At 48.9% G+C, this 19,522-nt stretch carries 21 protein-coding genes; 6 read left to right on the top strand and 15 right to left on the bottom strand.

Translation table 11 applies throughout. The annotated features are described in order from the left end of the window. Positions 1-8: 8 nt before the first annotated feature. Together cysT and cysP are read right to left on the bottom strand one after the other, a co-directional pair. Entirely contained in the window at positions 9-860 is an 852-nt protein-coding gene (cysT, locus tag R4537_RS16415; RefSeq protein WP_001914089.1) for a sulfate/thiosulfate ABC transporter permease CysT, read from the bottom strand. 76 nt (positions 861-936) lie between these two features. Further along, complete coding sequence (cysP, locus tag R4537_RS16420) at positions 937-1,938, bottom strand: thiosulfate ABC transporter substrate-binding protein CysP (protein WP_001079830.1); 1,002 nt, start codon at positions 1,936-1,938, stop codon at positions 937-939. Positions 1,939-2,320: 382 nt separating this feature from the next. On the opposite strand from cysP, the gene cysM reads away from it, so the two are divergent. Together cysM and mutS are read left to right on the top strand one after the other, a co-directional pair. Beyond that, positions 2,321-3,208 (top strand): cysteine synthase CysM, encoded by an 888-nt coding sequence (gene cysM / locus R4537_RS16425; protein WP_001914090.1) that lies wholly within the window; start codon positions 2,321-2,323, stop codon positions 3,206-3,208. Between the two features lie 267 nt (positions 3,209-3,475). After that, on the top strand, positions 3,476-6,064 hold the full coding sequence (gene mutS / locus R4537_RS16430; RefSeq protein WP_071179107.1) for a DNA mismatch repair protein MutS: 2,589 nt from the start codon (positions 3,476-3,478) through the stop codon (positions 6,062-6,064). A gap of 93 nt (positions 6,065-6,157) precedes the next feature. On the opposite strand, the gene rpoS is transcribed toward mutS, so the two are convergent. The 11 genes from rpoS to folB form a co-directional block, all read right to left on the bottom strand. After that, complete coding sequence (gene rpoS / locus R4537_RS16435) at positions 6,158-7,165, bottom strand: RNA polymerase sigma factor RpoS (protein WP_000116739.1); 1,008 nt, start codon at positions 7,163-7,165, stop codon at positions 6,158-6,160. Positions 7,166-7,238: 73 nt separating this feature from the next. Then, a complete protein-coding gene (locus R4537_RS16440) occupies positions 7,239-8,174 on the bottom strand; it encodes a peptidoglycan DD-metalloendopeptidase family protein (RefSeq protein ID WP_071179102.1) in 936 nt (311 codons plus the stop codon). Beyond that, positions 8,174-8,800 (bottom strand): protein-L-isoaspartate(D-aspartate) O-methyltransferase, encoded by a 627-nt coding sequence (locus R4537_RS16445; protein ID WP_000002980.1) that lies wholly within the window; start codon positions 8,798-8,800, stop codon positions 8,174-8,176. The genes R4537_RS16440 and R4537_RS16445 overlap by 1 nt, the downstream gene beginning before the upstream one ends. After that, a complete protein-coding gene (gene surE, locus R4537_RS16450) occupies positions 8,793-9,545 on the bottom strand; it encodes a 5'/3'-nucleotidase SurE (RefSeq protein WP_071179101.1) in 753 nt (250 codons plus the stop codon). Before surE ends, R4537_RS16445 begins: the two co-directional genes overlap by 8 nt. A gap of 1 nt (position 9,546) precedes the next feature. Next, the gene (gene truD / locus R4537_RS16455; protein ID WP_071179100.1) at positions 9,547-10,632 is read right to left on the bottom strand and encodes a tRNA pseudouridine(13) synthase TruD; all 1,086 of its coding nucleotides are present in this window, start codon (positions 10,630-10,632) and stop codon (positions 9,547-9,549) included. Positions 10,633-10,661: 29 nt separating this feature from the next. Then, positions 10,662-11,138, bottom strand: a complete 477-nt coding sequence (ispF, locus tag R4537_RS16460) for a 2-C-methyl-D-erythritol 2,4-cyclodiphosphate synthase (protein WP_071179099.1) — start codon at positions 11,136-11,138, stop codon at positions 10,662-10,664. Continuing rightward, the gene (gene ispD / locus R4537_RS16465) at positions 11,135-11,833 is read right to left on the bottom strand and encodes a 2-C-methyl-D-erythritol 4-phosphate cytidylyltransferase (RefSeq protein ID WP_071179098.1); all 699 of its coding nucleotides are present in this window, start codon (positions 11,831-11,833) and stop codon (positions 11,135-11,137) included. Before ispD ends, ispF begins: the two co-directional genes overlap by 4 nt. Continuing rightward, positions 11,830-12,114 (bottom strand): cell division protein FtsB, encoded by a 285-nt coding sequence (gene ftsB, locus R4537_RS16470; RefSeq protein WP_001263189.1) that lies wholly within the window; start codon positions 12,112-12,114, stop codon positions 11,830-11,832. The genes ispD and ftsB overlap by 4 nt, the downstream gene beginning before the upstream one ends. 114 nt (positions 12,115-12,228) lie before the next feature. Beyond that, positions 12,229-13,032, bottom strand: coding sequence for an undecaprenyl-diphosphate phosphatase (locus tag R4537_RS16475; RefSeq protein WP_071179097.1), 804 nt, complete (start codon positions 13,030-13,032; stop codon positions 12,229-12,231). After that, the gene (gene folK / locus R4537_RS16480; protein WP_071179096.1) at positions 13,029-13,535 is read right to left on the bottom strand and encodes a 2-amino-4-hydroxy-6-hydroxymethyldihydropteridine diphosphokinase; all 507 of its coding nucleotides are present in this window, start codon (positions 13,533-13,535) and stop codon (positions 13,029-13,031) included. The genes R4537_RS16475 and folK overlap by 4 nt, the downstream gene beginning before the upstream one ends. Further along, positions 13,532-13,885, bottom strand: coding sequence for a bifunctional dihydroneopterin aldolase/7,8-dihydroneopterin epimerase (gene folB / locus R4537_RS16485; RefSeq protein WP_000361952.1), 354 nt, complete (start codon positions 13,883-13,885; stop codon positions 13,532-13,534). The genes folK and folB overlap by 4 nt, the downstream gene beginning before the upstream one ends. Before the next feature lie 188 nt (positions 13,886-14,073). Between folB and plsY the strand changes: the two genes are divergently transcribed. After that, entirely contained in the window at positions 14,074-14,700 is a 627-nt protein-coding gene (plsY, locus tag R4537_RS16490) for a glycerol-3-phosphate 1-O-acyltransferase PlsY (protein WP_000188020.1), read from the top strand. A gap of 48 nt (positions 14,701-14,748) precedes the next feature. Here plsY and R4537_RS16495 read toward each other — a convergent pair whose 3' ends face one another. Further along, on the bottom strand, positions 14,749-15,561 hold the full coding sequence (locus tag R4537_RS16495; protein ID WP_042988180.1) for an alpha/beta fold hydrolase: 813 nt from the start codon (positions 15,559-15,561) through the stop codon (positions 14,749-14,751). A gap of 139 nt (positions 15,562-15,700) precedes the next feature. Next, positions 15,701-16,735: a tRNA (adenosine(37)-N6)-threonylcarbamoyltransferase complex transferase subunit TsaD gene (gene tsaD, locus R4537_RS16500; RefSeq protein WP_071179094.1), complete on the bottom strand. Its 1,035-nt coding sequence runs from the start codon at positions 16,733-16,735 to the stop codon at positions 15,701-15,703. Between the two features lie 240 nt (positions 16,736-16,975). Here tsaD and rpsU point away from each other — a divergent pair, with 240 nt between their 5' ends. The 3 genes from rpsU (at position 16,976) to dnaG (ending at position 19,517) form a co-directional block, all read left to right on the top strand. Beyond that, positions 16,976-17,191, top strand: coding sequence for a 30S ribosomal protein S21 (rpsU, locus tag R4537_RS16505; protein WP_001145625.1), 216 nt, complete (start codon positions 16,976-16,978; stop codon positions 17,189-17,191). A gap of 29 nt (positions 17,192-17,220) precedes the next feature. Further along, on the top strand, positions 17,221-17,664 hold the full coding sequence (locus R4537_RS16510; protein WP_071179093.1) for a GatB/YqeY domain-containing protein: 444 nt from the start codon (positions 17,221-17,223) through the stop codon (positions 17,662-17,664). 89 nt (positions 17,665-17,753) lie between these two features. Continuing rightward, positions 17,754-19,517 carry a DNA primase gene (gene dnaG / locus R4537_RS16515; protein ID WP_071179092.1) on the top strand — a complete coding sequence of 588 codons (1,764 nt, stop codon included), beginning with the start codon at positions 17,754-17,756 and terminating at the stop codon, positions 19,515-19,517. Positions 19,518-19,522: the final 5 nt, after the last annotated feature.

Below are 19,522 nucleotides of genomic sequence, written 5' to 3' on the forward strand. Positions count from 1 at the left end.
ACTGATTCCTATCGTCCGTGAATGCGACGCAGATAAGCGCCTTGCCAGAGGTTAATCATCAGTAGTAACAAAAGTGAGGTCAGCAGCACAACCGAGGCAATCGCGCTCGCCGCTGGGAAATCAAACTCTTGCAGACGCACGAAGATCATTAACGAGGTAATTTCGCTGATGTAGGGCATGTTGCCGGCAATAAAGATCACCGCTCCGAACTCCCCTAAACTGCGCGTAAAAGACAACGCCGTTCCGACCAATAAAGCGGGTTTGAGTGAAGGGAGAATCACTTTCCAAAACACAGCAGCGTCGGATGCACCTAACGTCATGCCCGCTTCTTCTTCTTCACGGGAAATTTCTTCTAACACAGGCTGAACCGTGCGCACCACAAAGGGAATACTGGTAAAGGCCATCGCCACAATAATACCAAGTGGCGTATAAGCGACCTTGATGCCTAACTCAGCAAGTACACTACCAATCCAGCCATTGGTCGAATACAGCGTTGCCAAGGTAATCCCAGCCACCGCGGTGGGCAGCGCAAAAGGAAGATCGACCAGCGCATCAAGAATACGTTTGCCGGGAAAAGTGTAACGCACCAACACCCAAGCAAGCAGCAAACCAAACAAGCCATTAAACAGTGAAGCAATCAAGGCCGAGCCAACCGTCACTTTATAACTTGCCACAACACGAGGGTCGGCAATCACTTGCCAATACTCGCTAAAGGTCATGTTGCTGGTCTGCATGATAAGCCCAGTGGCAGGCAGCAGCAGGATCAAGCTGACAAACAGCAAAGAGACACCGAGGCTCAACGCAAAACCGGGTAAAACCCGTTGCTGGCGCGGGCGAGAGTGTGCAAGCGTTTGACCCATAAAACCTCTTTCGATACATCAGGGTGGAATTAAGGTTGCCCATCCATTGGGCAACCTAGAGAAATGTCAGACAAGATTAGCGGCGCAGCAGTTGATCCAATTTAGCCCCATTCGCGAACTGGGTTTTCATCGCTTGCTCCCAGCCACCGGCGATCCCTTCCACAGTCAGCAATTCAACGGCGGGAAAACGCTCAGCAAACTCAGCTTGTACCTTGGCATCGTGCACACGGTAGTTAAATTCTGCAAGCAAACGCTGTGCTGGCTCACTGTACAGGTATGAAACGTATTCGGTCGCCACATCATAAGTCCCATTACGTTTTGCCACTTTCTCCACTACCGCGACCGGGAATTCAGCCAAAATCGAGGTTTTCGGCACCACCACTTGGTAATCATCCGCACCGTATTGCTGACGAATGTTATTCACTTCCGATTCAAAGGTGATCAGCACATCGCCAATCCCACGCTCAACGAATGATGTGGTTGCACCACGACCGCCAGTATCAAATACCGCGACGTTAGCCAGAAACTTCTTCAAAAACTCATCTTGCTGCGCTTGGTTATCCTGACCAAATTGTTTTTGTGCAAAGCCTAGCGCTGCCAAGTAGGTGTAACGCGCATTACCTGAGGTTTTCGGGTTCGGGAACACACTTTTCACATCATCACGTACCAAATCACTCCAATCTTGGATGTTCTTCGGATTGCCTTTGCGCACCAAAAATGCGGTGGTGGAGTAATAAGGCGAGCTCGCGTTTGGTAGCAGGGTTTGCCAGTTTGCTGGGATCAGCTTGCCTTTGTCGTGCAGAATTTGCACATCAGTCACTTGGTTAAACGTCACCACATCTGCCGCTAGGCCTTGCAGAATAGAACGCGCTTGAGCCGATGATCCAGCGTGCGACTGTTTAATTTCGACCGTCTTCCCTGTTTTTTGTTGCCAATGCTCAGCAAACACAGGGTTGTAAGCCACAAACAGCTCACGAGCAATATCATAAGATGAGTTGAGAATGGTTTGATCGGCCGCAGAGGCTTGGAACGAGCCTGCTAGCAGTAACGCTGTTAATGTCGATTTAATTCGGTTCATGTTGTTCTACTCCAGAATCACAAGTGCCAAGATGGCTTCCTTTATGCTGCTAGATTATGAGGAAAATCGTTTATAAAAAAGAACATTAATAGAACGTTTTGGAATAATTTCTAGCAATAAATTGTATGCCGAAGATAAAGTCGTTCTTATACTGCTGACATGAAAATAACGCCGCTGGCAAAGAGTCGTCTTACGCTGCGCCGTCAATCAACAGAAGCTTTATACCCAAACAACTTGGAGTTGCAGGTAGGCGGCAAGTGAGTGAGTCCCCATGAGCATAGATAGACTATGTGATTGGGGTGAACGAACGTAGCCAACACCGCTGCAGCTTCAAGTAGGAAGGGTATATCGGTTGTCACTATTAGAATAGAAGGATCGCCCTGTGTCTGATTTCCCCACTCTTGAAGATTATGTAGGTCAAACGCCCTTGGTGCGTTTACAGCGCCTCGATTCAGGCCGCTCTACAGTATTGGTGAAGCTCGAAGGCAATAATCCAGCGGGTTCCGTGAAAGATAGACCAGCCCTTAATATGATTGTGCAAGCCGAAGCGCGCGGCAGTTTGCAGCCCGGCGATACCATTATTGAAGCCACCAGTGGTAATACTGGCATAGCGTTGGCTATGGCTGCCGCCATCAAAGGCTACAAGATGATTCTGATCATGCCCGATAACGCCACTCAAGAGCGCAAAGATTCGATGCGCGCGTATGGCGCTGAGCTGATTTTGGTTAGCAAAGAACAAGGGATGGAAGGCGCACGCGATTTAGCCTTACAGATGCAGCAAGAAGGTAAAGGCAAGGTATTGGATCAATTCAATAACTTGGATAACCCTGACGCACATTTTCGCTCCACTGGCCCAGAAATCTGGCAGCAAAGCCAAGGCAAAATCACTCATTTTGTTTCAAGCATGGGCACCACAGGCACCATAATGGGCGTCTCTCGCTACCTGAAACAGCAAAATCCGCAGATCCAGATCATCGGCTTACAACCCTCGGAAGGCAGCGCAATTCCCGGCATTCGCCGTTGGCCACAAGCCTACCTCCCCGGCATTTTTGATGCTGCACGAGTCGATCAGGTTCTGGACGTGACTCAAACTGACGCCGAACAGACCGCTCGCGCCCTTGCGCGTGAAGAAGGAATTTGCGCCGGCGTCAGCTCTGGCGGAGCCGTGTTTGCCGCTTTGCAGATTGCCCAACAAAATCCGGGATCCGTAGTGGTAGCGATTGTGTGCGATCGTGGCGACCGTTATTTATCCTCAGGATTATTTTCCTAACCGAGCTTTCCGACACTCGGCTTAGGCTGAGTGTCGAAACCGGTTTGACTTGGTATCCATATCACGCTCCCTACGCGCTTTTCGGTAAACCTCTTGCGGCGATGGCCTGATGAGCCGTAAGGTCATCACCATGCAAAGCAAGAGCTCAATTGCCCCGCCCTAGTCAGGTTTGCTATTCTCTGTAACCGTTTTTAAGTGACCCATGCCCGCCTTGTGATGAAATGCCGCAAGGCCTGCGCAGATGATGATAAGCAGCGACATAAGATTATGATGAAATCGAACGCCTCACCGAGCGAGTCTCTTTCGCACCACACCCCGATGATGCAACAGTATTTAAGACTCAAGGCGGAAAACCCAGACATTCTGCTGTTCTATCGCATGGGTGATTTTTACGAACTGTTTTATGACGATGCCAAACGCGCCTCTGAACTGCTAGATATTTCCTTAACCAAACGCGGCGCATCGGCGGGTGAACCCATTCCTATGGCGGGTGTGCCTTTCCATGCCGTGGAAGGTTATTTGGCGAAACTCGTCCAGATGGGGGAATCGGTCGCGATCTGCGAACAGATTGGCGATCCAGCCACCAGCAAAGGCCCCGTTGAGCGCAAAGTGGTGCGGATTGTGACCCCGGGAACGGTGACCGATGAAGCCCTGCTCTCAGAGCGAGTCGATAACCTGATCGCGGCGATTTATCACCATAACGGCCGCTTTGGCTACGCGACCATGGATATCACCTCCGGCCGTTTTCAGCTCAGTGAACCGCAAACCGAAGAAGAGATGGCGGCAGAACTGCAACGCACTTCGCCTCGTGAACTCTTGTTTCCTGAAGATTTTTCGCCAGTGCATCTAATGGCAAGCCGCCAAGGCAACCGCCGTCGCCCAATTTGGGAGTTTGAACTCGATACCGCGAAACAGCAGCTCAACCAGCAATTTGGCACGCGCGATCTGGTTGGCTTTGGGGTTGAGCAAGCAAAACTTGGCTTGTGCGCAGCAGGCTGCTTGATCCAATACGTGAAAGATACTCAGCGTACTGCTTTGCCACACATCCGTTCACTGACTTGGGATCGCCAAGATCAATCGGTGATTTTGGATGCCGCGACGCGGCGCAATCTTGAGCTCACTTATAACTTAGCTGGTGGAACGGACAATACATTGGCCGATGTGCTCGACCATTGTGCTACCCCCATGGGCAGCCGCATGCTCAAACGTTGGATCCACCAACCGATGCGCGATAACGCCACTCTCAATCAGCGTTTAGATGCGATCACTGAGCTCAAAGAAACAGCGTTGTATGATGAACTGCATCCTGTACTCAAGCAGATTGGCGATATTGAACGGATCCTCGCCCGTCTAGCGCTGCGCTCAGCGCGGCCGCGCGATTTAGCTCGCCTACGTCACGCCATGCAGCAGTTACCAGAATTGCACTCGGTCATGAGCGAGCTTAAGCAGCCTCACCTTACCGAGCTACGCACCTATGCCGAGCCGATGAATGAATTGTGCGATTTACTCGAACGTGCGATCAAAGAAAACCCACCCGTAGTGATTCGTGATGGTGGTGTCATTGCCGATGGTTACAGTGCCGAACTGGATGAATGGCGCGATTTAGCCAATGGCGCAACCGAATTTCTGGAACGCTTGGAAGCCGAAGAGCGCGATCGTCACGGCATTGATACCCTGAAAGTGGGTTATAACAATGTGCACGGTTTCTACATTCAAGTGAGCCGGGGTCAGAGCCATTTAGTGCCTCCCCACTATGTACGCCGCCAAACCTTAAAAAATGCTGAGCGTTACATCATCGAAGAACTTAAACAGCATGAAGATAAAGTGCTCAATTCTAAGTCTCGTGCTTTAGCGTTAGAAAAACAGCTGTGGGAAGAGTTGTTTGATTTGCTGTTGCCGCATCTTGAGCAATTGCAACAACTGGCGGCTTCCGTTGCTCAATTGGATGTGCTGCAAAACCTCGCAGAGCGTGCAGAAAACTTGGAATATTGTCGCCCAACGCTGGTTCAAGAGGCGGGTATTCACATCCAAGGTGGTCGCCACCCTGTGGTAGAGCGAGTAATGAATGAGCCGTTTATCGCCAACCCGATCGAACTTAATCCACAGCGACGCATGCTGATCATTACTGGCCCGAATATGGGCGGTAAATCGACTTACATGCGTCAAACCGCCTTGATTGCACTGATGGCGCATATCGGCAGTTATGTGCCTGCTGAAAGTGCGTCAATCGGCCCACTGGATCGTATTTTTACCCGTATCGGCGCGTCCGATGATCTTGCGTCCGGCCGCTCAACCTTTATGGTGGAGATGACGGAGACCGCCAATATTTTGCACAATGCGACCCGTAACAGCTTGGTGTTGATGGATGAGATTGGCCGCGGTACCAGTACTTATGACGGACTCTCGCTCGCTTGGGCGAGTGCCGAGTGGCTTGCCAAAGAGATTGGTGCCATGACGCTGTTTGCTACTCACTATTTTGAGTTAACCGAACTGCCGAATGTGTTACCTCATCTAGCGAATGTTCATTTAGATGCGGTTGAACATGGTGATGGCATCGCCTTTATGCATGCAGTGCAAGAGGGTGCCGCGAGTAAATCGTATGGTTTAGCCGTAGCAGGACTGGCTGGCGTACCCAAGCCCGTGATTAAAAATGCGCGCGCCAAGTTACAACAACTTGAGCTATTAAGCTCACAACCTGCCGAGACTCGTAAGCCAAGCCGCGTCGATATTGCCAACCAGTTGAGCTTAATTCCTGAGCCAAGTGCCGTTGAGCAAGCCTTGGCAGGCGTAGATCCTGACCAGCTCACACCTCGCCAAGCTCTGGATATGCTCTATCAATTGAAAAAGCTGCTCTAGCTATTGCCCATATCTCAAGCATGGAATCTACAGATTCCAGAAACAACAAGGCACCCCACCGGGTGCCTTAGTTTTGGATGAGTCTGGAAAAAATTAGTTGTCGTATTCGACGTTAAACAGCGCTTCCATATTCAAACCTTGTTTCACCAAAATCTCACGCAGACGACGTAGACCTTCCACTTGGATTTGGCGAACACGCTCACGAGTGAGATTGATCTCACGACCCACTTCTTCCAAGGTCGATGGTTCATAGCCAAGAAGCCCAAAGCGACGAGCAAGCACTTCTTTTTGCTTTGGATTAAGTTCATCCAACCAGTTGAGCAGCGATTCACGAATGTCATCATCTTGAGTTGAAAACTCAGGATCGGCATTGTGAGAGTCTGGCAAAATATCCAGCAGTGCCTTATCTCCATCCCCACCAATTGGCGTATCCACTGAGCTGATCCGTTCGTTAAGACGCAGCATCTTAGTGACATCATCGACAGGTCGATCTAACTCAAGAGCAATTTCTTCTGGCGTAGGTTCGTGGTCAAGGCGCTGTGATAATTCGCGAGCAGTACGCAAATAAATGTTCAGCTCTTTGACGACATGAATCGGTAGACGAATGGTGCGTGTTTGGTTCATCAGCGCACGTTCAATGGTTTGACGGATCCACCATGTTGCGTAGGTAGAGAAGCGGAAACCGCGTTCTGGATCGAATTTCTCAACCGCACGGATCAGACCAAGATTACCTTCTTCAATCAGATCGAGCAGTGCTAATCCTCGGTTGCTGTAACGGCGTGAAATTTTTACCACCAGACGCAAGTTACTTTCAATCATGCGTTTACGTGCGGCTTCATCACCACGTAAGGCACGACGAGCATAAAGCACTTCTTCTTCGGCAGTAAGGAGCGGTGAAAAACCAATTTCGCTGAGATACATCTGGGTCGCATCAAGACTTTTCGCAGAAGCATCAAACTCTTCACGAACGTCTTCACTTGCCCCTTCAACAGCAACTAATTCTTCATCACTGGCGAGCTCGGTATCAGTTTCTAGCACTTCCAGTGCTTCATCTTCAAAATCGAACTCTTCTACTTTGGTTACGGTATTGCTGACACTCATAGCGGCCTCCCCCTGGCAACTTTGCGAGTCATAGCGATTTACAACCTTTGCAGTATGACCTTAGCAATATGAGTTAAGGTAAGTAGCGTTTAGGATTCACTGACTTCCCTTGATAACGGATCTCGAAGTGCAAGCGTACGCTGTTAGTACCAGAACTTCCCATGGTGGCGATCTTCTGGCCGGCTTGCACTGTTTGTCCTTCCTTTGCTAGCAGCTGATCATTGTGGGCATAGGCACTTAGGTAGTGCTCATTATGTTTTATGATGATTAGGTTGCCATAACCACGTAATGCATTGCCCGAATACACTACGGTTCCATCTGCAGTAGCAACGACAGCCTGACCACGTTGGCCAGCGATGTCTATCCCTTTGTTGCCTTGATCGCCCGCAGAAAAATTCTTTATGACTGTACCTTTTGTCGGCCATAGCCACTTTGCTACCTTCTCATCCGAAGGTTTAGCTTTTACTACATTAACATTAACATTTTGTTTACCGACAGGTTCAACATACTCCTTTGTTTTTGTTTGATCAACCGTCTTAACTGAATCTTTTTTAGTCAAATTTTGACTATTCACTGACCCATTTTGTACATTTTTGGTATTAGAGCTTTTGCTCACTGGTTGAGCAACTGTCGTCGTCGCCACCGTTTTGGCTGCACTCGCACTTGTGCTTGAAGCCACAGTCACTGTAGCTGCGCCTCCAGTTCCACCATAGGCAGGAGGAGTATAATTAGGCAACCAAAGCTTAATCTTTTGTCCAGGATGAATGGTGTACGGTGGAGCGAGGTTGTTGTAACTGATCAAGTCATTTACATCTTTATCTGTGAGGTAGGCAATAAAATAGAGCGTGTCGCCTTTTTTAACTTCATAGTAACTTCCGCGATAACTACCACGCTCAACTTTGTTGTAATCTTTACCCAATCCAGAGACTGGTGCTGGGGTAGGCGCAGTACAGCCAAGTAATAAGCTGCAAAACAATAATAAGCCCAGTCGGAAAGAGTAAAGCGTCATCAGGCAAGATCTCCCGCGACCAGTGGCACAAAACGCACGGCTTCAACTCGATCAGAAATAAACTGACTACCTTGGCGTACAATTTTGTACAGATATTGCTCATCCTCGCCAACAGGGATCACCATACGCCCGCCATCAGCAAGCTGATCCAACAGACTTTGCGGCACCTTTGCCGCAGCTGCCGTAACAAGGATCGCATCAAAAAGTCCACGAGCAGGCCAACCTTGCCAGCCATCCCCATGCTTGGTAGACACATTATAGATATCTAACTGTTTCAAGCGTCTTTTCGCATCCCATTGCAGGGTTTTGATCCGCTCGACAGTAAACACATGATTAACCAGTTTGGCGAGCACTGCGGTTTGATAACCAGATCCCGTGCCAATTTCTAGCACTTTGGTTTCTGGGGTTAATGCCAACAATTCAGTCATCTTCGCCACGATATAGGGTTGCGAAATGGTCTGGCCTTGCCCTATAGGCAGCGCATTATTGTCATAGGCTTGATGCATCATAGCTGGGGCGACAAAAAACTCGCGTGGCAGTGCATGGATTGCCGCCAACACTTGTGGTGAGGTAATCCCCTGCTCAGTTAAAAATTGAATCAGTCTGTCGGCTTTTGGGTTAGCCATTCACCTTTTCCTTTAACCAATGATCCATGCTGCGCAGTGATTCATGTGCCGTTAGGTCAACTTGTAGCGGCGTGAGTGATACCCAGCCACGCTCAATCGCATGAAAATCTGTTCCCGGACCGGCATCTTGCTCTTTCCCTGGAGGTCCAAGCCAATAAATATCATGCCCACGCGGATCTTTCTGCTTTATCATGCTTTCGGCGTGATGACGCGCACCTAAGCGGGTTACTTCGATACCTTGAATGTGTTCTAAAGGCCGATCTGGAATATTCACGTTAAGTAAGCGATTGGTAGGAATGGGGTTAGCCAGATGCAATTCAACCAATTGACGCACAAAGTGAGCAGCGCTGGCAAAATGAGTCGTTCCCGCCAGAGAAAAGGCGATTGACTGCACACCAAGAAAATGCCCTTCCATTGCCGCCGCAACCGTACCGGAATAAAGTACGTCATCACCCAAGTTAGCTCCGTGATTAATTCCGCTCAGCACCAGATCCGGTAGCGCGTCTTTCATCAGCTCATTAAGCGCAAAGTGTACGCAATCGGTCGGAGTACCTTGCACGGAATAGGTATTCTCGGCAATTTGCGACACTCGTAATGGATGCTCTAAGGTCAGTGAATTCGAGGCACCACTGCGGTTACGATCCGGCGCGACAATCACAATCTCCGCTAAATCACGCAATGCATCCGCCAAAGCATGAATGCCTTGTGCGTAAACGCCATCATCATTACTGAGTAGAATCTTCATCTTAATCTTCACTCTCTGAATCGCGGTTCTCTTGTTCATGGTTTTGATCATAATGGCGTACAACAGGGATCTCTTCGATCAGTTCACGCACCAAAGAAGTCGCAAAACTGCCTGCATCCAGTGAGAAACGCAGAGTAATTTGATCGTCTTGCACTTGCCAGCTTAAATTTTGCGCTTTTAAGGCGATCGCTCGGCGATCATGGCGCATGCGATTACCTCGGATCAACGCCATTAAATCAGGCTCGGCATCCAATTCGGCTTGTTCCAGTTGTAATGCTTGGCCAAAAGTCGGCAAAGCATTATCGCCCGCCAAAGCCGCTGAAATCGCTACCTCTCCGGCTTGTAAACGTTGCTCCCAATGGGCTAAATCACCATCAACATTAAACATTTGCTGCTCAGCTAAAGCAATATCACCCTCAATAAAGCGAGCAAAACAGCCTTGTTCAATTCGCTTTGAGACAATCTGGTTGAAAATCCACGAACGAGCGGCAGATAGATAGAGGCTGCGCTGATTCTGATTGCGCGAACGGACATTATCACGTCCCCAACGGCGTGCTTCACTGAGGTTATTGCCATGACGTCCAAAACGTTGGCTACCAAAGTAATTGGGCACACCCAGTTCAGCGACCGTTTGCAACCGGCTTAATACCGCAGGAACATCGCTCACTTCGGATAAGGTGACGATAAACTCATTACCTTGCAAATCGCCCGGACGCAGTTTTTTATCGTGACGAGTGACCTCAAGAATTTCAATGCTAGGGTATTGCGCCAGAAACGCAGAGAAGTCCGGTGTTTCGCCATTCGGCAGATGCACGCTCAGCCACTGCTCGGTAACCGCGTGTCTATCTTTCAACCCGGCCCAGCTCACCGCGCGTGAAGGCACGCCACAAGCCTTGGCTAATTCATTGGCCACAAAGCTGGTATTCTCCCCTGTCTTACGAATACGCACCATTAAGTGTTCACCACTGCCAGTTAAGGAGTAACCCAACACTTCATTGACTTGAAAGTGTTCTGGTAGCGCTTTGAGTTTGGCTTTCGCAGTCGGTTTACCGCACAAATAAGCCAGAGGAGAGAGAATATCAGTCATCTTAATTCCAAAATTTTTTATAGGCTGAGTTAAGCTTTGCGCAAAAGTACAACCGCTTCGCAGGCAATACCTTCTTTACGTCCGGTAAAGCCAAGTTTTTCTGTTGTGGTAGCTTTGACATTAATATTGCCCAGATCAGTTTCCAGATCTTCGGCAATCGCCGCGCACATCGCCTGTATATAAGGGGCCATTTTCGGCGCTTGAGCAATGATAGTGACGTCCGCATTACCAAGCACATAACCTTGTGCTTTGACACGGCGATACACATCTTTGAGGAGCTCGCGGCTGTCTGCCTCTTTCCATTTATCATCGGTATCCGGGAAGTGGCGGCCAATGTCTCCGGCAGCAATCGCGCCGAGCAAGGCATCACTTAACGCGTGCAGTGCCACATCACCGTCAGAATGGGCGATCAATCCTTGCTCATAAGGGATCTTCACTCCACCAATAATGATGGGACCTTCGCCGCCAAAACGGTGTACATCAAAGCCGTGGCCAATTCTGATCATGATTTTTCCTTATTACGACTTAAATAGAACTCGGCCAACGCGAGATCTTCAGGTTGAGTAATTTTGATATTGTCGGAACGTCCTGTCACTAAAGCAGGCTTTTCGCCTCGCCATTCAAAAGCTGAGGCTTCATCGGTAATCGTGACTTGCTGCTGCAACGCGGCAAATAACCTCTCTCGCAGTGATTGGGTACGAAACATTTGCGGTGTCAGCGCATGCCAAAGCGCGGTGCGATCGACCGTATGCTCAATCTGCTGTAAGTGATCGCCACGTTTCATGGTATCGCGCACGGGCGAGGCCAAAATCGCACCAATCGGATGAGCTAAAGCCGTGGTGATGAGCTGAGTGATATCGGCGTGAGTCACACACGGACGCGCCGCATCATGCACCAATACCCATTCACTGAGGCGATGCTGACCGACATATTCCAGTGCCGACAATACCGAATCAGCCCGCTCTTTGCCGCCATCGACACGAATCACACGCGTATGATGCGCCAGAGGCAAATTCGCAAAATAGGGGTCATCAGCACTCACCGCCACCACAACGTGTTCGATGAGAGGATGTTCTAAAAGATGTTCAACGGTGTGTTCGAGCACCGTTTTACCGAGCAAGGTTAAATACTGCTTAGGGCGATCCGCTTGCATGCGGCTACCCACACCCGCGGCGGGCACAATCGCTGTCATGTTGTTCATTGGCGCGACTCCTCACCTATGATGCGATAGAAGGTTTCTCCATCTTTGACCATACCCAATTCGTTACGGGCACGCTCTTCAATCGCATCTAGCCCTTGGCGCAGGTCATCAATTTCAGCAAACATCTCTTGGTTGCGTAGGTGAAGGTTGGCATTCACCTGCTGCTGCACTTCAATTTCCGCTTGTACAGCGCGAAAATCCATCACACCGTTTTTGCCCCACATCAGGGTATAAAGCAGCCAGACCAATAGCAGGCTTAGAGTCAAAGCAAATACTCGCATAACCAATCCATCTTTCTTTCAAAACCAACGCCACAAAATCGTGGCGTTGGTCACTTGCTCGAATGCTGCCTATTTATACCATAAAGCCTAGAAAAGGCGCTCGCTGGCAGGTGATTATTGAGTTAATAAAAACGCAAATAAACCTACACCAAGCACTAAGCGATAAATCACAAACGGGGTCATGCCCATACGAGAGATGAGCTTCAGGAAGAAGTGAATACAGATGTAAGCACTGATAAATGAAGTGATGATGCCTGTCAGTAAGAAACCGCTGTGTACGGGTTCACCACTGGTCACCAGTTTCAATCCCAGATAACTGCCCGCCAATACGATAATTGGAATCGACATTAAGAATGAAAAACGCGCCGCCGCTTCACGGGTAAAACCAAGATAGAGCGCAGCGGTGATGGTTGCGCCAGAGCGTGAAGTGCCAGGAATAATAGCCACGGCCTGCGCTAAACCAATAAACAGCGCTTTTTTCCAATCTGCTTGATATTCGTCGGCTTTGAGCTCTGCATGTTTATCGACATACCAGAGTAAAAGGCCAAACACGATAGTCGTTGTCGCGATGACCCAAGCGCTGCGCAAATAGAGCTCAACAATATCTTTCATCACAAAACCGAACAGACAAGCCGGAATCGTAGCCAGCACGATCAACCACGCCAATTTGGCTTCTTTGCTGCGATCACCTTTAAAAATCGAAGCAAAAAAAGCACTTAATAACGAAACCACTTCTTTTCGAAAGTAGATCACGACGGCAGCAAGTGTGCCTACGTGCACGGCCACATCAAAAGCTAGGCCTTGATCTTCCCAACCTAAAATAGCCGAAGGCAAGATCAGGTGTGCGGAGCTAGAAATCGGTAAAAACTCGGTAAAGCCTTGAATTAAAGCCAGAATGAACGACTCAAAATAACTCATGATTGTTTCTTCTCGTTAATAGAAAACCAGATCGGTACTGGGGTGAGTAATGCTAAATCCTGCGCTTGTTGCCAAATCTGCTCAACAGTTCGACCATCACCAGCAATCACTCGCTGCGGACAGAGCTCATATAAAGGTTGAATCACAAACGGATAGCGATAGATATCCGGTCGAGGCAGCACTGGATCATTCTCCGATACGCAATCGCCATACAGCACAATATCAAGATCCAGTGTTCGATCCTGATACTTTTGTGCATTCGGCAAACGGCCACAACGCAGTTCGATCGCTTTTAACTGCTTCATCAGTTCAGGCAGCGCAAGCTCTGTCTCAATCTCAACCATCAGATTGAAGAAAGGATGACTGGCAAACCCAACGGATGGACACTCATAAATCGTGGACAGACGCCACTGACTCGCCAGCTCGGCTAATGCACGAAGGCCTGCTTCAATCGACTGATGGCGATCCTGATTTGAGCCAACACCAATATAAGCGGTGATCATCCACGCGCTCGCTCGATGATCACGCCGACTCCTTTGGCTTGCGGCACTGCGCCCGGCTTGGTCAAACGGATGCGGATCCAAGGCACAGCAAAGCGAGTCATGATCAGTTCAGCCACTTCTTCAGCCACACGCTCTACCAGTAAAAAACGCCCTTGTTCGATATGCTCCAGCACAGCTTGGCTGACTTGGGCATAGTCCAGAGCATCCGCTACATCATCACTTTTTCCCGCTGCACGGTTGTCGTGCGCCATTTCCAGATCGAGCACCAATTTCTGCTTAATCTGCTGTTCCCAGTCGTAGACCCCAATCGTAGTGATCACTTCCAACTGTTCAATAAACACTTTATCCATGCTCAATCGCTTCCTGTTCACAGGTCGGATACCCAAACCGATGAAAAAATCGTACTATCCGCTCAATCGCGATATGATATACCCAAACCTGTTCAAGATGCTAAATCCTAAAAGATTTTTTCTTATTCAACAGGGAATAAAAATACTTATTCGAGATAACTTTTCGAAACACGCAGTTTGAGGCTGTTATGACTCCATTGGCGCTCAGCATGATCATTTTTGCCTATCTACTGGGGTCAATTTCCAGTGCGGTGTTGATTTGTCGTGTTCTGCGTCTCCCCGATCCGCGTGACGTGGGCTCACAAAACCCCGGAGCCACCAATGTGCTGCGCATCGGTGGCAAAAAAGCCGCAGTGGCCGTTTTGTTGTGTGACATGCTCAAAGGCACCATCCCTGTTTGGGGCGGTTACTTCCTCAATATTGAACCTTTTATGTTGGGGTTGGTGGCAATCGCCGCCTGCCTTGGTCACATGTACCCGATTTTTTTCCATTTCAAAGGTGGAAAAGGCGTGGCAACCGCGTTAGGTGCAATCGCACCGATTGGGCTCGATTTAACCGCTATGGTGATGGCCACATGGCTTGTCGTTGTCGTACTGTTTCGCTACTCGTCGCTTGCAGCCTTAGTCACTGTGTTGCTCGCGCCCCTCTACACTTGGCTGATTAAGCCACAGTACACGCTTCCAGTTGCCATGTTGTGCTGTTTGATTGTGCTGCGCCATCATCAAAACGTGAAGCGCCTGTTTGCGGGTACCGAGCCCAAGGTCGGTGAAAAGAATAAGAAGCCGAGCGATGATGAAGAGAGCCGCGTCGTGTAACCGTGCGCGGCTCAATAGGTGATCGCCATTTCATCAATGGCAGAAAAATCAATATACGGTTGCTAAGAACGTTTGCAGGTGGTGTGTCACCGATTCTGCCTGCTCCAAACTACTGATATGTCCCGCCCCTTCAATCACTTCAAGTTGACTGCCTCGAATCGTATCTTGCATCAGGTAAGACTCTAATGCTGGGCGAGGAGTATCTTCACTGCCGACCATGATGAGTACAGGCAGAGTTAAGTGTTCGATCTCATCCATCAAATCACGACGCCCGAAAATCATGCGCCCTAAACGCGCCACTTCAACAGCACGCTCGCCGCTCAAACCTTGCAGAGCCGAGCGAAATTGCGCCACAACAGGCAACTCGTTTTTCAACGTGTTAGATGCAAAAAACATAGGAACAACCGCCTCCACAATCGGAGCGGGCACCGCTTGCAGCTGAGCAATGGTATCTAACATGGCGAAGTATTTTTTGTGGGTCACTTCCGGTTCAAGACCCACGAAAGTATCCATCATAACCAGAGATTGAACTCGCTTTGGCGCGAGTAAGGCTAGCTCTGCGCCCCACATCCCACCCACCGACAAGCCAATCACAGAGAAATGCTCAATCTGCAGATGATCCATCAGCGCCAACATATGCTGAGCGTAATCTTTGAGATTGCTCATCGTAGCAGGGGCGGCCTCTGAAGCGCCATGCGCCCAAAAATCTGGAACAATGCAACGATAGCGTTGACTTAACGCCGCCACTTGCGGAGCCCACATTTGGTGATCCCACAAATAGCTGTGCCCAAAGAGCAACACTTCGCCTTCCCCGACATCAAGGTAAGCCATTTTTTGGCCATCAATCAGCATCGAATTCATTTTAGTTATTTATCCATCAATAAAGTAGACGCTGACTGTAACATGAGATGCAAAGCAGACAACTCTGAGCAGAAATTCAGCATTATCTAATTCATTCTTTTGTTTAGAAAAAACGGCCACTAGCGCGACCGTTTCAATACTATTGCGTTGTACTTATTTTTTTTATAGGCGTTAGCTGATCAATCGGCCAACGCGGGCGAGCTTGCAAGCCAAGTTCACACACATCACCATTTTTCAAACGTTGCATGCCCGCATAAGCGATCATCGCTCCGTTATCGGTACAAAATTCAGTACGTGGGTAATACACTTCACCACCGATTTTTTTCGCTAGTTTTTCCAAATCAGCACGCAACTGCTTGTTGGCACTCACACCACCCGCAATCACCACACGCTTAAGTCCCGTCTCTTCCAATGCGCGTTTACATTTAATGACTAAAGTGTCACACACGGCCTCTTGGAAGGCGTAAGCAATATCCGCACGGGTCTGTTCATCGTCGCCATTGGCAGCAATGGTATTGGCAGTAAAGGTTTTTAAACCAGAAAAGCTCATATCGAGCCCCGGTCTGTCCGTCATTGGACGGGGAAATTTAAAGCGTCCCGGAGTCCCTTTTTCTGCCAGCTTGGCCAATAACGGGCCACCTGGATAATCCAATCCCATCAATTTGGCGGTTTTATCAAAGGCTTCACCAGCCGCGTCATCGATAGACTCACCTAAGATGCGGTATTCACCAATGTTTTTCACTTCCACCAGCATGGTGTGGCCGCCCGATACCAGCAAAGCGACAAACGGAAACGGCGGCGGATTCTCTTCCAGCATCGGAGCAAGAAGATGCCCTTCCATGTGATGAACCGGCACCGCTGGCACATTCCAAGCGTACGCTAAACTGCGCCCAATCGTAGCGCCAACCAAGAGCGCTCCCACCAAACCTGGGCCTGCGGTAAAAGCCACACCGTCTAAATCTTGCGGCGTCACGTTTGCCTCTGCCATCGCCGCCTTGATGAGTGGGATGGTTTTTTTTACATGATCACGCGAAGCCAGCTCAGGCACCACACCACCATAATCGGCATGCAGTTTGACCTGACTGTAAAGCTTATGAGACAGCAGTCCTTTTTCGTCATCGTAAATCGCGATACCCGTTTCGTCACAAGAGGTTTCAATACCAATAATGCGCATAGTTTTCTCAGCACGCTGCCATCTAAAATCAAATATGGCATCATGTTACCTCGCCTTGGCGCGACAAACAAACCTTGTCCAGAATGTAAGCGACAAAGTGCTTTACAAAGGAAGGACGATCGGATTAAAATTCCGCACCATTTTGATCTGGCTGGTTATCGACTTGGCGCACAAGGGTTCTTGCTGCTCTGGTCATCAAAATATCAGCATTAACGAATTAACCCCCGAGGTGAAAGGCATATGCCAGTAGTTAAAGTACGTGAAAACGAACCGTTCGACGTAGCTCTGCGTCGTTTCAAACGCTCTTGCGAAAAAGCAGGTATCCTTTCTGAAGTGCGCCGTCGTGAGCACTACGAAAAGCCAACTACCGTTCGCAAACGCGCTAAAGCAGCTGCTCAAAAGCGTCACGCTAAGAAGCTAGCTCGCGAAAACGCACGTCGCGTTCGTCTGTACTAATAACAGCTTCCTAAACTAAGGAATTTGTTATGGCTCTGATTGAGAATCTCAAAGAAGAGCAAAAACTAGCGATGAAAGCCAAGGATAAACCACGCCTTGGCGCTATCCGTTTAGTGTTGGCCGCTATTAAACAACGTGAAGTCGATGAGCAGATCACTCTGAGCGATGACGACATTGTTGCAGTGCTGACCAAGATGGTGAAACAGCGTCGCGACTCTGTAAGCCAATACGAAGCAGCAGGTCGTCAAGACTTGGCTGATGCGGAAAAAGCAGAGATCACTGTACTTGAGGAGTTTATGCCTCAACCTCTGAGCGATGATGAAGTGAAAGCCCTGATTGACAGCGCAATCACTGAATCAGCCGCCGCAGGCATGCAAGACATGGGTAAGGTGATGGCTGTACTTAAACCGTATATTCAAGGGCGTGCAGACATGGGTAAAGTGAGCGGTTTGGTCCGCGCTAAACTGGCTTAATCCCAACCCAATTACAGCAAGCCGTGCAATCCTTTGGAACGCACGGCTTGTTTGTATTTGACCTTATCTTTCGGTGCATGCAAAGATTTATGGCAGGACACATCCCCCGCAGTTTTATTGATGACCTCCTTGCTCGACTCGATATTGTCGACGTTATTGACGCACGCGTAAAACTGAAGAAGAAAGGCAAAAACTACAGCGCCTGCTGCCCTTTCCATAACGAAAAAACCCCTTCATTCAGTGTCAGTCAGGAAAAACAGTTCTATCACTGCTTCGGCTGTGGTGCTCATGGCAATGCCATCGACTTTGTCATGGAATATGAGCGCATGGAGTTTCCTGAGGCCATTGAAGAGCTGGCGTCGACCATAGGTCTTGAAGTTCAGCGTGAAGAAAGAACGCCTTCCAGCCCCTTTGCGAAAAATACGCCAGCCGTCAAAAGTGAAGATAAGCGCAGCCTGTATGACTTGATGGGCAGCATCGCCCAGTTTTATCGTCAGCAGCTTAAAGTTCCTGCCAACAAGAATGCGATTGAATACTTAAAAAATCGTGGTTTATCTGGAGAAATCGTCCAGAAATTTGGCATTGGATACATAGCGGATGAATGGGATCTTGTACGGCGCAATTTTGGTCAGCAGCGCAGCAGTGAAGATATGCTTGTCACCGCAGGTATGCTGATTGAAAACGATAACGGCCGCCGTTATGACCGCTTTCGCGGGCGAGTCATGTTCCCAATTCGCGATCGTCGAGGTCGAGTCATTGGGTTTGGTGGCCGTATCACCGATCAAGGCACACCGAAATACCTGAACTCGCCTGAAACCCCGATTTTCCATAAAGGCAAAGAACTGTACGGATTATATGAAGTTCTGCAAGCCTATCGAGAGCCACCACAAATTTTAGTCGTGGAAGGCTATATGGATGTTGTGGCGCTCGCTCAATATGGTGTCGATTACTCTGTAGCCTCTCTGGGCACCTCAACCACGGGCGATCACTTACAACTGCTGTTTCGCCAAACTAACCATGTCATCTGTTGTTATGACGGTGACCGAGCAGGACGAGAGGCCGCATGGCGCGCATTAGAAAATGCACTCAGCTACCTCAAAAGCGGCAATATCTTAAAGTTTCTGTTTCTACCAGATGGTGAAGACCCCGATAGCTACGTGCGTAAATACGGCAAAGCCGATTTTGAACAACAGGTTGCCAATGCCACACCGCTGTCGCTGTACTTATTTGAGAACTTGATTGAACTGCACCAAATTAACTTGGGTAGCCATGAAGGTAAATCGGCACTGCGCGCCGTTGCAACACCACTTATCGACAAAATTCCGGATCCTTTTTTACAAGAGATCCTAGAGAAAATACTCGATGAACGGACAGGTTTTGATCACCAACTGCGCCGTAAAAAAGCACGTAATACAGAAAATCGACCCGCACCACATAAAGCAATAAAACGGACTCCCATGCGTGATGTTATCGCGCTCTTGATACAAAATCCGAGCTATGCTGAATTGGTACCAGACCTAGCGAGTGTGCGTCATTTGATGATCCCCGGTCTCGATACCTTCAGTGAAGTACTTGAGAAATGTCGTCAATATCCCCATATCACTACGGGTCAATTACTCGAACATTGGCGAGACTCAAAAAATGAGACACTTCTGTCTCGTCTGGCAAGTTGGGAAATTCCCCTTGTCGAAGACAATCAAGAAGAACTATTTTTAGACTCATTGGACAAAATTCTTGCCCAGTGCGTAGAAAAACAAATTGAAAATTTGCAGGCCAAAGAGCGAAGTGTCGGTTTATCAACCGAAGAGAAAAGAGAGCTACAAGACTTGATCTTAAAAGGCTTGAAAGCGTAACTCTG

Source organism: Vibrio paracholerae, from assembly GCF_037672085.1.
Classification (GTDB): domain Bacteria; phylum Pseudomonadota; class Gammaproteobacteria; order Enterobacterales; family Vibrionaceae; genus Vibrio; species Vibrio cholerae.

Bases quoted from the DNA above. Each gene is read 5' to 3' on its own strand.
- cysT (WP_001914089.1), bottom strand. From the start codon at position 860: ATGGGTCAAACGCTTGCACACTCTCGCCCGCGCCAGCAACGGGTTTTA.
- cysP (WP_001079830.1), bottom strand. From the start codon at position 1,938: ATGAACCGAATTAAATCGACATTAACAGCGTTACTGCTAGCAGGCTCG.
- mutS (WP_071179107.1), top strand. From the start codon at position 3,476: ATGATGAAATCGAACGCCTCACCGAGCGAGTCTCTTTCGCACCACACC.
- rpoS (WP_000116739.1), bottom strand. From the start codon at position 7,165: ATGAGTGTCAGCAATACCGTAACCAAAGTAGAAGAGTTCGATTTTGAA.
- R4537_RS16440 (WP_071179102.1), bottom strand. From the start codon at position 8,174: ATGACGCTTTACTCTTTCCGACTGGGCTTATTATTGTTTTGCAGCTTA.
- R4537_RS16445 (WP_000002980.1), bottom strand. From the start codon at position 8,800: ATGGCTAACCCAAAAGCCGACAGACTGATTCAATTTTTAACTGAGCAG.
- surE (WP_071179101.1), bottom strand. From the start codon at position 9,545: ATGAAGATTCTACTCAGTAATGATGATGGCGTTTACGCACAAGGCATT.
- truD (WP_071179100.1), bottom strand. From the start codon at position 10,632: ATGACTGATATTCTCTCTCCTCTGGCTTATTTGTGCGGTAAACCGACT.
- ispF (WP_071179099.1), bottom strand. From the start codon at position 11,138: ATGATCAGAATTGGCCACGGCTTTGATGTACACCGTTTTGGCGGCGAA.
- ispD (WP_071179098.1), bottom strand. From the start codon at position 11,833: ATGAACAACATGACAGCGATTGTGCCCGCCGCGGGTGTGGGTAGCCGC.
- ftsB (WP_001263189.1), bottom strand. From the start codon at position 12,114: ATGCGAGTATTTGCTTTGACTCTAAGCCTGCTATTGGTCTGGCTGCTT.
- R4537_RS16475 (WP_071179097.1), bottom strand. From the start codon at position 13,032: ATGAGTTATTTTGAGTCGTTCATTCTGGCTTTAATTCAAGGCTTTACC.
- folK (WP_071179096.1), bottom strand. From the start codon at position 13,535: ATGATCACCGCTTATATTGGTGTTGGCTCAAATCAGGATCGCCATCAG.
- folB (WP_000361952.1), bottom strand. From the start codon at position 13,885: ATGGATAAAGTGTTTATTGAACAGTTGGAAGTGATCACTACGATTGGG.
- plsY (WP_000188020.1), top strand. From the start codon at position 14,074: ATGACTCCATTGGCGCTCAGCATGATCATTTTTGCCTATCTACTGGGG.
- R4537_RS16495 (WP_042988180.1), bottom strand. From the start codon at position 15,561: ATGAATTCGATGCTGATTGATGGCCAAAAAATGGCTTACCTTGATGTC.
- tsaD (WP_071179094.1), bottom strand. From the start codon at position 16,735: ATGCGCATTATTGGTATTGAAACCTCTTGTGACGAAACGGGTATCGCG.
- rpsU (WP_001145625.1), top strand. From the start codon at position 16,976: ATGCCAGTAGTTAAAGTACGTGAAAACGAACCGTTCGACGTAGCTCTG.
- R4537_RS16510 (WP_071179093.1), top strand. From the start codon at position 17,221: ATGGCTCTGATTGAGAATCTCAAAGAAGAGCAAAAACTAGCGATGAAA.
- dnaG (WP_071179092.1), top strand. From the start codon at position 17,754: ATGGCAGGACACATCCCCCGCAGTTTTATTGATGACCTCCTTGCTCGA.